The organism is Paenibacillus violae, from assembly GCF_032461945.1.
Lineage (GTDB): Bacteria > Bacillota > Bacilli > Paenibacillales > NBRC-103111 > Paenibacillus_E > Paenibacillus_E violae.
The window spans coordinates 332,970-347,897 of the sequence record NZ_JAWCUD010000007.1 but is presented as its reverse complement, the minus strand read 5'-3'; the positions used below and the strand labels follow the sequence as shown (position 1 = coordinate 347,897).

The window sequence follows — 14,928 nt, the reverse complement described above, 5'->3', positions numbered from 1 at the left end:
TTGTCAAAAAGTTGGATTTATGAGATTTTAGTAAGCATAATGGAAAAATGGTTTAATAAAAAGATCCAATTCAACTGTGTTTTTATGGACCAATTTAGAAAGGCAAAGGGGAGCGAGTATGGATTTTCATATACCGTACTATACCTACCAGGCGAAATATGGGAGTAAATATGCGGCTTTGTATCATGCCCTGCATGACAACATTTTGGCGAATAAGCTGCTGCGCGATACGAAGCTGCCATCAAGCCGTGAATTAGCTGCACTCTATGGGCTATCGCGGGGGACCGTTAATCAAGTGTACGATATGCTGATTGCTGAGGGTTATTTGCAAGCCGATGTGGGCAGAGGGACTTATATTGTATATAACGGGGTACAGGAGAAGCAGATGCCGTTCGAAGGGAAGGATATTCGGCTTTCGGACTGGGGGGCGCGGGTTTGTGAGGCGGATCGGGATGGACGTGGGCAGAGGCGGGGCAAAGATCAAGATCAAGGGAAAAAAATTGCGTTTGTGATGGGTCGGCCTCATTTGGATGAATTCCCGCGGGAGCTATGGAACCGCGGGATGTACGAGCAAGTGCGGCGGATGACGGAGTCGCCGCAGGAAGAGGCGTACGTCGCCGAGGGGCATTATGCGCTTCGCGAAGCGATCGCACAGCACCTGAGGCGAATACGCGGCATCGAGGCGCCGCCGGAGCGCATCGTCATCGTTAACGGGTCGATGCAAGCGATCGCGCTGCTGACCCAGATGCTCGTGAACGAAGGCGATCCCGTCATCCTGGAGCGCCCGGGCTACCAAGGCGCTAGCCGCGCGGTGCTGGCGGCCGGCGGAGTGCCCATCCACGCGGCTGTGGATGGGCAAGGGCTTATCCCGCAGCCGTGGAACGCACGGCTGCTGTTCGTGACACCCAGCCGCCAGTTCCCTACGGGGGCGGTGCTGGGTCTAGAGCGCCGCCAGCAGCTGTTGCGCTGGGCGGCGGAGCAAGGCGCTGTCATCGTCGAAGACGACTATGACAGCGAGTTCAGGCACCGCGGGCGGCCGATCGAGCCGCTCAAGGTGCTGGACCAAGAGGGCCGAGTGGTCTACATCGGCACCTTTTCCAAAACGATGCTGCAGGACCTGCGCATCGGATATGTCGTGCTGCCGGAGGCGCTGCACGACGCCTTTGTAGCCGCGAAGCGGCTATACGAGCCGCACCCTTCGGGGCTGCTCGAACAGCGTTCGCTCGCCGCCTTCATGGCGAGCGGCGGCTACGAGCGACACCTGCGCCGCATGCGGCGGGTGTACGCGAGCAAGTTCTTGCTCCTGCAAGCGTTGCTGCAGGAGCAGCTCTCCACCCTCTTCGACTGGGTGGAGAGTGACGCGGGGCTGCATCTGTTCGGCTGGTGGCGGGGAGACGCCCGCACCTATGCCGCTTATGCAGCCGAGTGCCGTAAGATCGGCGTCACCTGGAGCGACGCCGGTTCCTACGGCCTCCCCCCGGGGAAGGCCGGGGCATGCTTCGGTTTTGCGCATCTCACGGAGCAGGACATACGCCGAGGCGTTGCCGCTCTTCGACAAGTTTCAGAAATTGTCATAAAATCAACAATATGATTTTGGCATGGTTGACAGAGTATGCTATGATCTAACATGTGGTCAATTAATCATTTTATTGTAGGAGTGATCCCTGAATGGCAGGATTAAATGGTGGAGGCACAAGCGTGATTGTGCGTTTGGAAATACATAAAGAACAGGTCACGTTTGGGAAAATTGCTACAGCCATAGGCGATGCCGGTGGCGATATCGTCGCGGTTGACGTGACGCGAGCCAGTAAAACAACAACAACACGGGATATTACCGTTCAAGTTAGCGATCCGGATCATACCGAAGTCATTGTTAAAGTACTGAAAAGTATTCCAGGTGTTAAGTTAATTAACGTATCCGACCAGACGTTCCTTATGCATTTGGGCGGAAAAATTGAAGTCACTCCGAAGATTCCGATTAAAAATCGGGACGATCTGTCCCGTGTATATACGCCGGGAGTCGCTCGTGTCTGTATGGCGATTCATGAGGATTCATCCAAAGCGCACTCATTAACAATCAAACGTAATACAGTTGCCGTCGTTTCTGACGGAACAGCCGTCCTCGGACTCGGTAATATCGGGCCAGAAGCGGCTATGCCGGTTATGGAAGGTAAAGCTATGCTCTTCAAGCAAATGGCAGGCGTTGATGCTTTCCCGATTTGCCTGGACACACAAGATACAGAGGAAATCATTCGTACTGTCAAAGCCATCGCACCTGCGTTCGGCGGTATTAACTTAGAGGATATTTCGTCGCCGCGTTGTTTTGAAATTGAAGAACGTTTGATCAATGAATTGGACATTCCGGTCTTCCATGACGATCAGCACGGAACTGCGGTTGTAATTCTTGCTGGTTTGCTTAACGCAGTTAAAGTGGTGGGCAAACAGCTGGAGTCTTGTAAGGTTGTCATCACGGGCATCGGAGCGGCAGGAATTGCCTGCACGAAAATGCTGCTTGCTGCAGGTGTCACGAACGTCATCGGTGTAGACCGTCATGGCGCAATCGTACGCGGTGAAAGCTATACAAATTCCATGTGGGATTGGTATGCGAATAACACGAATCCTTTCGAGCTAAAAGGGACTTTGTCCGATGTCATTGCAGACGCTGATATTTTCATCGGCCTATCCGGTCCAGGCGTTCTGAAGGTAGAAGATGTGAAGAAAATGGCTACGGATCCAATCGTATTCGCGATGGCGAACCCGACACCGGAAATCACGCCGGAAGAAGCAGAGCCTTACGTACGCGTTATGGCGACAGGCCGTTCGGACTATCCGAATCAGATCAATAATGTGCTTTGTTTCCCAGGTATTTTCCGCGGGGTGCTGGACTGCCGCGCTTCCCGAATCACGCAAGAAATGAAGCTTGCAGCAGCCAAAGCGATTGCCGCGGTAGTGAATGAAGATGAGCTGAGTGAATATTACATTATTCCGAGCGTATTCAATCATGCTGTCGTTGAGAAAGTGCGCGAGGCGGTTATGGAAGCAGCGTTTGAATCCGGTGTGGCTCGTCGCCGCAGCCAACGTGAAACACAAGAGTCCCATCACGAATAAAAATCAGTCCTTAAAGCCGAAAAAACCTTGCTCCAGCAGCTGTTTCCAGCTCGCTGAGCAAGGTTTTTTGTTTTAATTCTGTTCCTCCGTCCATTCTTTTAACTTACGGTCAGAAGGGAGAAGGAAGGTCAGAATGCCGAGAAGCGGCAGGAACGCGCATAATTCCATCACACGTGTCGTACCGATCGCATCACAGAGATTTCCAAGGACGACACTGCCGATACCGCCAAGTCCGAAGGCTAGCCCGGTAATTAGGCCGGATACGGTTCCTACTTTGCCAGGGAACAGGCTTTGGGCATAAACAACGGTAACGGAGAAGCTGGATAATTGAATAACGCCGATGACGACAAGTAAGATATAAGACCAGGTAATCCCAACATGCGGCAGCAGCAATGCGAATGGCGCTGAGCCTAACATGGAGAAGAAAATAACATTGCGCTTACCGAACCGGTCTGCGATCGGACCGCCAAAAAAAGTACCTACAGCACCGGCGGCAAGGAACAGGAAGATGAAGTCCTGCGCGCGGTTGATGGATAAGCCGTATGTATCATGCAAGAAGAAAGCGAAGTAACCGCTCATTGCAGCCCCGTACCATGACCGGACGAATACAAGGAAAATCAATACGTAGATGGCGAAAAACACACGTTTGCGATGCGCGGGATTGACGGTCCGCTTCACAGCTGACTTGGCTCTAACCGGGGTTGTTGCGAGCTCGGCCTTGTACCAGCGGGCAATAAACATCTGAACGGCTATCGCAATCGCAGCAACGCCTGTGAACCATATGGAGCCGAAGAGTCCGAGCGGAATGAAAATCCATTTGGTCATGACCGGCGCCAAGGATTGGCCGAAGTTACCGCCAACCTGGAAGATGGACTGTGCCAAACCTTTGCGTCCTCCGGCAGCCATATGCGACACCCGTGAGCCTTCCGGATGGAACGCAGCGGAGCCAAGCCCCACAAAGCATACAGACAGCAGCACGACCCAATACGAGTGAGCGAAGGCTAACAGCAGCATCCCGGTAAGGGTCGATGCCATGCCAATCGGCAGCATATAGGGCGATGGCTTACGGTCCGAGTATAAGCCAACTACGGGCTGCATGATGGAAGCCGTGAAGTTGATGGCGAACTGTACCCAACCTACCTGGGTATAACTTAATCCCATTTCGCTTTTCAAAATGGGGAAGATGGCGGGAATGACAGATTGTATAGAGTCATTCAGCAAATGGACAAGGCCGATGGCAAACAATATCCGGTAAACAGTTGGTTTAATATCTCCAGCACCCTGCAAGCTTCTGGATTCGGGAGATGGTGTTGTTATGGCAGCCATGATGCGCTCCTCTCGCTATTTATCTAGGAAACGGCCGAGGTCTTCTCCCATTTTCACTTTGGAACCAAGCTTAAGGTCCGGGCGAGGTTCAAACATATCGTCTTCAAAAAGCAGAACAACGGTTGAGCCGAACTCGAAATAAGCCAGCTCTTGACCGCGCTCCAATGTTTTGGGAAGCGGCTTGACGTACTGAATCGAGCTCACGTTCAGCGCTCCGACCTTTACGACGGCAACTTCGCCTGTATGATGCTGGATGAAAGTAATTAATCGCTCATTGCGACTAAGGACTCGCTTCATATGGCGAAGACCGAATTCATTCACCGGATACACTTTACCGAGCACGTGCTCTTTTTCAAGGATGTCCCCCGTAATCGGAGAATGAATGCGGTGATAATCGGTTGGGCTTAAGTACAGGACGAAGTAGAAGCCGTTTTTGTAATTAACTGTGCGGGGCGACCGGTTAAGCAGCTCCTCAATGGTGTAGTCTTGACCTTTGACGTTGACGATCAAGCCGTCTTTAATGTCCCCGATCCCTGTAATCATGGCATCAACCGGACTTACGACACGCGTCTCATCTTCGTGAATCGGGCGTAAACCCGGCTTTAAGCGGCGGGTAAAGAAATCATTTAGGGATTTGTAATCTTTTACATGCTTCTCAGCATCTTCAATACGTATACCATAAGTTTGGGCAAAACGGGGAATGAACATCCGGCTTGCTCTGGACCTGGCAAAAGCTCCTGTCACTTGGGATACCCATTTACGTGAGGAGAGCTCGGTTAGCAATTTGAAGAACGGTTTTGACATAGATTAACTCCTGTTCATTCGTGGTTAGGCGGGCTTTTGACCAACGTTCAAGTTTCTTCAAAGATGCCTATTTATGGTTCTTCGCTAATCTTGCCACAGAAAGGTAAAAGAATCAATTGTCGAATGAAGAAGAAACGGCAAGGTAGGTGGCTAAAAAAATAGTCTGAAGGCTGTTTGAGGTGAAATATGCTTGTCAATGCTGTTAATGAGGTGAACGGGTACAATGTCCATTATGATTATATTGATTCTGTTTTTAATTCCAGCCTGCATGCTAGTTGGCTCATGGATGTTCATAAGCTGCCGTATTTGGTTTCATATTCTGGCAATGGTCAGTGCATATGTCTTTGGTATTATTTCCGCATTGGCGGTTAATGACATATTACGGGATGATACGGTGTTTATGACGAATATTCATGGAGTTTTCAACAACCAGTTATTCCTTTTAAGCGGAGCCTATTTGGGATGTTACGGGATCTACTTAATGTGGAAACGCCTGTTAATAGAGATCAGAAAGGAGTAGTTCTGTGTTATTTATATCCATTTCATTTGTAACTATTTCAACTGGCACATCGTCTAATAGGCATGACTTATCATGAAGGCAGGTGTTAGAGTGAATTTTGTAATTCCTAGATATACCAAGAGTATGATGTGTGCGGCTGCGTTATCTCTCTTTTTAGCGGGGTGCGCATCTTCTCCAAAAGATAACACGTCTTCAGCCGCGCCTTTGTCCCCAACGCCATCTGCTTCTGCTCCGGCAGCTACGCCAATCTCAACGCCAAACCCCACTGCTGCAGCACCGACTCCAAGCCCAACGCCTGCAAACCCGACGGCGGGCCTGTCTCTGGACGAAAAGCTGGGACAGATGATCTTGGCCGGCATCGACGGATACAGCGTAAATGCAAATACCCAAGCGTTGATTTCAACGTACCACGTGGGCGGCATTATTTTATATAAGCCAAATGTAAAAGATTCAAGCCAATTAGTTTCGCTGGTGAATGAACTGAAGCAAAAGAATGCAAAAAATAAGCTGCCGCTCTGGATCGGTGTGGACGAGGAGGGCGGAAGGGTAACACGGTTGCCGGAGGAGCTTCAGAAAACGCCAACGAATCAGGAGATCGGCAAAACGAATAACAAGACGTATGCCTATAACATCGGCAATTTGATCGGTTCAGAGCTTCGTGCGTATGGATTGAACGTTGATTTCGCTCCTGTGCTGGATATTAACAGCAATCCGAAAAATCCGGTGATCGGCGACCGTTCTTTTGGAGCGAACGCTGCTGTAGTCAACGCTATGGGCATTCAAGAAATGAAGGGGCTGCGAGATCAGCAGATCACGTCAGTCGTTAAGCATTTCCCGGGCCATGGGGATACATCAGTTGATTCGCATGTAGGGCTGCCCGTAGTGCAGAACGATTTGGACAGATTGCGCAAGCTTGAATTAATCCCCTTCGCGGAAGCTTTCAAACAACAGGCGGATGCTGTGATGGTTGCCCATATTTTGCTGCCCAAAGTGGACGGACAGAACCCGGCGTCAATGTCGAAGAAAATCATGACGGACTTGCTGCGCAAGGAGATGGGCTTCCAAGGTGTAATCATGACGGATGACATGACGATGGGAGCCATCGAACAAAACTACGATATAGGCGCTTCCGCCGTAAAATCCGTTTTGGCGGGAGCTAATGTGATCATGGTCGGGCATGACTACAATAAAGTTGTAAAGGTGATCGAGGCGCTGCGACAAGCCGTTCAGGATAAGCGGATTCCGATGGAAACAATCGATCAGAGTGTGGAAAGAATTCAGAAGCTGAAGCAAAAGTACAAGCTGAAGGATGAAAGCGTCGGTTCGGTTGACGTATCCGCCCTCAATCAAGCAGTAAAGAAAGTGCTAAGTTCGAAATAACACAATTAAAAAGAGTGCCCCTCAGTCATATGATGACCCTTGGGCACTCTTTTTGATTTTTGGGGAAGAAGCGGGACCTGTGTGGTGTCATGTTGAGCGATGGGGAGCTGGCGGAAGAGGGAGGGGAACTACAGGGCGTTATTTGTGGTAAATGGGCTAAATTGGCTGTTTTAGGGGAACTAGAGGGTCTATTTGCTCGAATTTGCCGTCAAATAGCCTGAAACTGGGGGATTAGCGGATCCTGGTTCCCTTAGAATTCCCCACTAGCTGTGTTTCGCCAAAATAGGGGAACGTAGTTCCCATTGTCTGTAGCTCGGTAGGGGCTAATAAACCGGGGTACCGCCATCCAACAAATATTTGGCGTAAGCCATGGGGTTATAGTAGGTGGCTTTCCATTCTTCCAGCATGTTTGCTTCTCGGAAACTATAACGCTGATCCTTGCCGTTGCATTCAATAAATAGAGGATAACCATCCGTGGTGATCCCGATATCAAGTCCGAGATCGGCCAAATGCGGCAAATGCATGCTTAGAAACTTCGCTACCTGAAGGGCAAACTCCGAAATTTGCTCACACACCGCGCGGGAATTCAGAGTCGGATAGTCAGTTGCCAAAATTTCCGTCAACGTCTTCACTTGGCCTCCTTGCGCCACATTGGTCAAGAACAGCTTGCGTGAAGCGACTTTGGCGACGATTCCCGTCACGCCCCAATCGCCGCAGGCTCCGCGCTGCACAGATACACGCATGTCGAAGGGACGTTTGTCATAGGTAGCCAAAGGCAAGCGCTGCTGCACGAGGTAGGCGCGGCTTTGGATTTTGCGCCGCAGGGCTAACGGCAGTTGTTTGCGAAAGTTGACCTGCCGCCAGACTTTATTGCTGATTTTGAGTGTCGCGGGATAAACAAGCTGCCAGCCCGTGGGGGTTCGATCCATTTTCATAACACCGCGCCCGATGCTGGAGTTCGTTGGTTTGATAATGATAGAGTCGTAGGCACTCATCATGACTTTCATATTTTTGAGGGTAGCGGGGAAGGTGCCGGGCAAATGGGGTCTGATGGCATCATCCAACAGCAATATTTGGTGAATTTGCAGCTTACTGTACCGATTCCATCGGTTAAAAACGTGAATACCTTGCTGTGTCCAACTTTCCAGCTCCTGATCGGAACTAGCGTCCAAGTAAATGGCCCGGTTATGAATAATTTTCGGCATGGCTATCCATTCACGCACATATCGAGAAGTTCCTCTTTCCACATAGGCATGAACTCTCATCGTATGGATGTGAACATCCTGCATGCGGAAGTAGCAAGGGGTAATGCCAAATTGTTTGCCGGCGTCACTGTAAAAATGGATGGCTTCATATTTTGTGTTCCCTAGGGGAATGCCTTCGTATAAGGAATCGTTCACTAATATACCCACATAGGGATTGACCATCTACTTCACTCCTTAGAGTTTTTCGCCAGAAAAACTGGCGTCGAAAGCATAGGCTTAGAGTTTTTCGTCACGCGACAAGATAGAGGCTCCTCTACAGCTTATGGAAAAGCAGTGCAGCTTGTTTGTACGGATGCTGATACTTTTGCGTAAGTAGCGGACAGCTGCCCAAACTTTGCCTGTATATCCGCATATGTATAGAAGAAGGAAGGGGGAGTTACGTGTGAGCCAGAGACCTATGCGTGTTGTCATTGTTACGCCAGGTTCTTTTCCCATTCCCTCAGGAAAAAGCTCTTCGGTCGAACAGGTTGTCCAAAAAACGGCTGAAAAGCTCGTTACATTTATGCCCGTTTGTGTTCTGGGGAGAAGAACGAAGTATCAACCAAGAAGTGAAATGCGGGAAGGATGTACGTATATAAGGGTTCCTTACGGGGGCTCTCGTTCCTATATTTCCGCCGTGTCTCGCCAAATCGCGATACGAAAACCCGGCGTCATTCAGGTTGAGAATCGGCCGCATTTCGTGCTCTATCTGCGCAAACGTTTTCCAAGATGCTTCATTAGTCTGGTGCTGCACTCAAAAATATTTATTTCTTTGCCTTATATCTCGCAGAAATATTTGAAGGCATGCCTAGCCGCGGCGGATGTCGTTATCGTCAACAGCGACTATCTCAAGCAGGCAGTGCTCGCGAAAGTGCCGTCTGCCGCACATAAAATTGTGACGCAGCATTTGGGCGTGGACGTTACCAAATTTACGTCAAGGTGGTCTTCCGAGGGGAATGAATCCCGCACTCAAATGCTGAAAAAGCTCGGCTATGAGAACCGGAAAATCATTCTTTTCGTAGGTAGGCTTATCCCGAGAAAAGGGGTGCACCATCTGCTCAAAGCGATGAAAACGGTGATTCAGACGGAGCCGGATGCGGTCTTAATTCTAGTCGGCGGTGCCTTCTATGGCTCCAGGAGATTGACGGCTTACGTGAAAAGGTTGTACCGGGAAGGAAGCAAGATGCCTCAGAATGTGAAATTTGTCCCCTACACATCGCACGCCGACATCCCGAAATGGTTTCATCTTGCGGACGTTGTTGCCGTGCCTTCCGAGGAAGGAGAAGCTTTTGGACTCGTAAATATTGAGGCTATGGCTTCTGGAGTTCCCGTCGTAGCGACAAATTCGGGCGGGATCGGCGAAGTGATTAAGAATGGGACGGTCGGGTATTTAGTTGATTTGGGCAAGATCGAGACGGACCTGCCTCTTTATTTATTGCGTCTTTTGGCAGATGAAGAGCTAAGACGAGCCATGGGGGAGCAAGGTATTCAAAGAGTCGATCAATTGTTCACGTGGGATAAGGCGGCAGAAATGAGGTATGACTTATACAAGCATAAATTGGGGAGGTAACTATTTATCTGGGTGTCCGCACATTTTTCAGGGCTAACGTACATCTCGGATTGAGCTTGAATATGTTACAAATGACCAATTTATGTGGAATGGAGAGGAGTCTATGAGTAAGCGTAAGAGCAGCAGCAACAGGGAAAGGCCTTATGTGCAAAAAGTGAACTCCCGAACAAATGAGTTGAAATGGCTAGATGAAAGCGAACAGCCTTCACCTGCTCCGGTTAAGCAGGAGAAAGCGGAAACAAGTCCAAAGGTTGCACCCGTCGTTGAAACAAGTATTTCTCCCAAAACGCCGACGTCCAAAACGCCGGTAGCGAAAACGGCGATTGTTGAGCCGGCCAAAGTGAATAAACCCGCAACGGTGGTAAATGTATCTCAGACTTCCGTACCAGCACCTCCGCTGCTGCTGCTTTCTGAGCGTAAAACAGGCAAATTTGTAAACCCTGTTGTCTACACGGATGATATCGTGGAAGAAGCGATAACATGGGAGAAAATCGCGAATCGTTCGGTTGACGAAAGTAAAATCAAGCCGCAAAGCATCGGGACTAAAGTTATTAAGGATTTTGCAATCGATCAGTCAAAGTTAGCGTCAGCCAGCGTGACGCGAGATAAAATCGCCGGGCACAGCATTTATGATGAACATATCGCTCCGCACAGCATCTCCGGTGATAAAATCCAGGATCAATCGATCCCCGGAAGCAAACTGCTGGATAACAGCATCACAGCGGATAAGCTCGCCGATCAAACGATTGATTCGATTAAGCTGGCGGACGGCTCCATTTTGTCGCAGCATTTATCTGAGTTGGTAATTACGAATGAGCTGATCGACGACCAGTCGATTACAGCTGACAAAATACGCAGCGGCGCTGTGCAAGCCAAACATATTTCCAATTACAGCATCGACACCGCCAAGCTGATGGATGCAGCGATTACAACCGATAAGTTAAGAGATCAAGCCGTTACGGAAGAAAAAATTGCGAATGAAAGCATTTGCTCCGTTCATATCCAGTCCAAGGTTATTTTCAACGAACATTTGGCCGATGGAAGCGTCCAGAGCCGAAGTATTGCGCCAGGTCAAATTGAAGCCGAGCACATCGCTGACGGGGCAATCGACAGTTACCATCTGGAAAGTCAGATAATTACAGAAGATAAACTCGCTCCTTTATCGGTCACTGAGGAGAAGCTGGCGAATCAAGCTGTTACGAATCAAAAGATCGCCCCGTTGTCGATTGAAGCTAAGCACATCGTGAAGTCTTCGATCCGCACGGAGCACCTGGCAGACGGCTCTATCCAAACCTCACATCTTGCTTCCGGCGTGATTCAATCCGAACATCTGGCAGAAGGTGCGGTACACGCCAAACTGATCCAGGATGGCTCCATTACAGCAGACAAACTGGCTGCAAATGCAGTAGAGGATAAACATATTTTCCCGAAGGCCATTCAAATCGGACATCTCGCTGACAATATCATTTCTAATGCGAAGCTGCAGGATGAATCGATTACCTCTTCGAAGCTGGTAGAAAGCTCGATTGAAGCCAAACATATCCAACAGCAGGCGATTCAGAGCGGACACCTAGCCAATAACAGCATATCCAATGCAAAGCTGCAAGATGAGTCGATCACGTCATCCAAGCTGGTTGAAGGCACGGTTGAAGGCAAACATATCCGGCAGCAAGTGATTCAAAACTGGCATCTGGCAGACGGCATCATCTCCAGCTCGAAATTACAAAATCAATCCATTACTTCAAGCCATTTAACGGAGAATCTCATTGAGGAAAAGCACATAAGCGAAGGGGCAATCACGCAGCTTCATTTGGCAGACGGCATCATTTCTTCCTCCAAACTGGAAGAGGGAGCTGTGACGACAGATCTATTGGCAGCAGGCAGCGTGGATACGTCGAAGCTGAAACCGCACAGTGTGACCTCTGATAAGCTTGCGGCAAGTTCAATCACAGCCGAGCATTTGCACCAAGGGATCGTGGCGAGCGAGCATTTGGCCGAAGGGGCAATTCTTGGTATCCATCTTTCACCAGAGACGATTGGAACGACTCACCTGCTGGATGGAATCATTACGAGTGAGAAGCTGGGCTTAGGCGCTATACGTTCAGAGCATATCGGGAATGGCGAGATTGGCGCTGAACAAATCGTGGAATCGGCGATTGGGCGCGATCATATTGCTGAAGAGGCAGTGACAACGCAGCATTTGCAGGATCAAACGATTACGACAAGTAAAATTGCTGAAGAAGCGGTGACTGGTACAAAAATTGCTTCCATGAGCATTGAAACTCGTCATCTTCAGGAAAATAGTATCGATGGCAGCCATCTGAAGCCGGGGGCGATTTCGTCCCAGCACTTGGCGCAAGGCTCGATTACACTCAATATTTTTGCTGACAGGAGCTTGGATGGAACGAAGTTAATGGAACAATCCATTACCGGAGAAACGCTTGCGAAAGGGGCAGTCACCGAAGATAAGCTGGCGAATGGAGCAGTTAGTTCGCAGCATATGCAACCCGGAGCGATCTCTACCCGGTCATTGCAGGAGCAAGTCGTAACGACTAGCAAACTAGGAGAGCAAGCCGTTACTGAAGCTAAACTGGCTGATTCCAGCGTAACAGGTCGCAAAATCTCCAGCAAGTCCGTGCACAGTGAGCATATTGTTGACGGCGCGATTACGGCAGCGAAGCTGGCTAATGAGAGCATACACGGCAGTAAGCTGGTAGCCGGTGCGTTAAGCTCAAGGCATTTGGCCGATGGAGCGATCAGCAGCGCGAAGTTGGCTGCACGGGCGATTGGCAGCGAGCATATCGCGGAAGGCGCGGTGACTGGCGCGAAGTTGGCAAAGGAAAGCGTGGATAGTGCGAAGCTGACAGCTGGAGCTGTGACCGGCGATAAATTGGCCGATGGCGCCGTTAGCGGAGCGAAGCTTGGACTTGGCATTATCGTCCATGAGCATCTGGCAGACGCTGCGGTCGAGAATAACAATCTTGCGGCAAATTCCGTGGATGGCACCAAATTGAGCCTTGGCGCAATTAGCAATTATCATCTTGCGGATAGCTCGGTGTATGGCGCGAAATTGGCGACAGGCAGTGTGGACAGCAGCAAGCTGACCGCAGGTGCTGTGAACCATGAGCACATCGTGGACGGAGTGATTGACGCCAGCAAGCTCGCAAAAGGTAGCGTGGACAGCAGCAAAGTGGTTCCAAGCGCAATTCAACGGGAGCATTTGGCGGACAGTATCATTGACTCCACGAAGCTGGCAGAAGGCGCTGTGCTGCGAAGCCATCTGGTAGCAGGCATCGTTGATGGGTCGAAGCTGGCGGACAGCAGTGTCGTTAGCTCTAAGCTGGCAGTTGGGGCTGTAAAAACAGATCACCTGGTTGACGGAGTAATCAACGGAGCGAAGTTGGCACCCGGCAGCGTGGACAGCAGCAAGTTGGTGTCCGGTGCAGTGAACAGCGATCATATCGCACCAGGCGCAGTAAACGGCAGCAAGCTGGCGGCGCTTAGTGTGGACGGCAGCAAACTTGTGGAGAACGCAGTGAGCAGCGAGCATCTTAGTGCGAGCTCTGTGACAGGCGCGAAACTGGCAACAGGCAGCGTGGACGGCAGTAAGCTGGTAGCTGGTGCAGTAAGCAACTACCATCTCGCTGACGGCGTAGTGGATGCAATGAAGCTGGCGGCTGGCAGTGTCGACGGCAGCAAGTTGACCGCTGGCTCAGTGAACGGCAGCCATATCGTGGATGGCGCGATTGACAGCGGCAAGCTGGCTGCGAACAGCGTAGACAGCAGTAAATTGTCCGCTGGCGCAGTCACAGGAGACCATTTGGCTGACGGAGCCTTGTTTGGCGCAAAACTGGCGGCAGGAAGCATAGACGGCAGCAAATTAGCCTCCAACGCGATCAGCAGCTATCATATATCCGCTGGCAGCGTGGATGGCAGCAAGTTGGCAGCCGGTGCGGTGAGCAGCGAACATCTTGCGGAAGGTGCTTTAGACGGCGCCAAGCTCAAAGCAAGCAGTATCGATAGCAGCAAACTTGCAGCCGGTGCGGTAAACGGCAGCCATATCGCAGATGGCGCGATCGACAGCAGCAAACTGGCCGTAAATAGCGTGGACGGCAGTAAGTTGGCCCTGGGCGCAGTGACGGGAGATCACTTGGCCGACGGCGCATTGAGTGGCTCGAAGCTGGCGGCAGGCAGCATCGATGGCAGCATTTTGGCAGCTGGTGCGGTCAGCGGTGAACATCTTGCGGAAGGTGCTTTGAATGGCGCTAAGCTTCAAGCGAACAGTATCGATGGCAGCAAGTTGGTTTCCGGCACGATTAGCGCTTTCCATCTTGGAGCAGGCTGCGTTGACAGTTCCAAACTGGCTGCGAACAGCGTGGATAGCGGCAAGCTGGCGCCGGGCAGTGTGGACGGCAGCAAGCTGGTATCTGGCGCGATCAGCAGTTTCCATCTGTCGCCGGGTAGTGTAGACAGCAGTAAAATAATCGCCGGCGCCGTTCAAGGGGAACATCTGGCTGAGGGCGCAGTCGAAGGTACGAAGCTGGCGGCTGGCAGTGTGGATGAGAGCAAGCTTAGCTTCAATGCCGTGCACACTCCTGCGGCAAAGCCGGGGGCTCTGCAACAATTCGGTTTGGTTCCTTTTGAATTAAAAGTGCAGGACGAAATCGTCGAAGTCACGTTACTCTTTGATGAGCCGTATGCCGATGTTAACTATGTCATCACAGCGACAACCAGTCACCCTTCGTGTTATGCCGTTATCAAACAAAAACAAACGAATTCAGCGCAAATGATCATTGTGCGTTCCCGTTTTTCACCGGACGCGTACGGAATCATTAACTGGATTTCCATAGGAACAAAAGGATAATGACTTCCTCGATAAGGATCGCGTCTATTGGGCGTGATCCTTTTTTGTGTGTGATTCGCGGAGCTTTTTTTGGATATGTACAAACATTTATGCGTCATGAAGAATAGGATAT

8 protein-coding genes are annotated in these 14,928 nt (G+C 50.5%); 5 read left to right on the top strand and 3 right to left on the bottom strand.

Features of this window, described 5'->3' with window-relative positions; genetic code table 11:
• The first annotated feature begins 118 nt into the window (after positions 1–118).
• On the top strand, positions 119–1,591 hold the full coding sequence (gene pdxR, locus RQP52_RS21265) for a MocR-like pyridoxine biosynthesis transcription factor PdxR (RefSeq protein ID WP_315953716.1): 1,473 nt from the start codon (positions 119–121) through the stop codon (positions 1,589–1,591).
• Between the two features lie 77 nt (positions 1,592–1,668).
• Positions 1,669–3,108, top strand: coding sequence for an NAD-dependent malic enzyme (locus RQP52_RS21260; protein WP_315953715.1), 1,440 nt, complete (start codon positions 1,669–1,671; stop codon positions 3,106–3,108).
• Positions 3,109–3,180: 72 nt separating this feature from the next.
• Here RQP52_RS21260 and RQP52_RS21255 read toward each other — a convergent pair whose 3' ends face one another.
• Positions 3,181–4,434 carry an MFS transporter gene (locus RQP52_RS21255; protein WP_315953714.1) on the bottom strand — a complete coding sequence of 418 codons (1,254 nt, stop codon included), beginning with the start codon at positions 4,432–4,434 and terminating at the stop codon, positions 3,181–3,183.
• A gap of 15 nt (positions 4,435–4,449) precedes the next feature.
• Positions 4,450–5,238, bottom strand: a complete 789-nt coding sequence (gene asd / locus RQP52_RS21250; RefSeq protein WP_127456566.1) for an archaetidylserine decarboxylase — start codon at positions 5,236–5,238, stop codon at positions 4,450–4,452.
• Positions 5,239–5,881: 643 nt separating this feature from the next.
• On the opposite strand from asd, the gene nagZ reads away from it, so the two are divergent.
• Positions 5,882–7,138: a beta-N-acetylhexosaminidase gene (gene nagZ, locus RQP52_RS21245; protein WP_315953713.1), complete on the top strand. Its 1,257-nt coding sequence runs from the start codon at positions 5,882–5,884 to the stop codon at positions 7,136–7,138.
• 323 nt (positions 7,139–7,461) lie between these two features.
• On the opposite strand, the gene RQP52_RS21240 is transcribed toward nagZ, so the two are convergent.
• Positions 7,462–8,565, bottom strand: coding sequence for a YheC/YheD family endospore coat-associated protein (locus RQP52_RS21240; RefSeq protein WP_315953712.1), 1,104 nt, complete (start codon positions 8,563–8,565; stop codon positions 7,462–7,464).
• Between the two features lie 220 nt (positions 8,566–8,785).
• On the opposite strand from RQP52_RS21240, the gene RQP52_RS21235 reads away from it, so the two are divergent.
• Both RQP52_RS21235 and RQP52_RS21230 read left to right on the top strand, forming a co-directional pair.
• Positions 8,786–9,952, top strand: coding sequence for a glycosyltransferase family 4 protein (locus RQP52_RS21235; protein WP_315953711.1), 1,167 nt, complete (start codon positions 8,786–8,788; stop codon positions 9,950–9,952).
• A gap of 103 nt (positions 9,953–10,055) precedes the next feature.
• Complete coding sequence (locus tag RQP52_RS21230) at positions 10,056–14,816, top strand: WIAG-tail domain (RefSeq protein WP_315953710.1); 4,761 nt, start codon at positions 10,056–10,058, stop codon at positions 14,814–14,816.
• Positions 14,817–14,928: the final 112 nt, after the last annotated feature.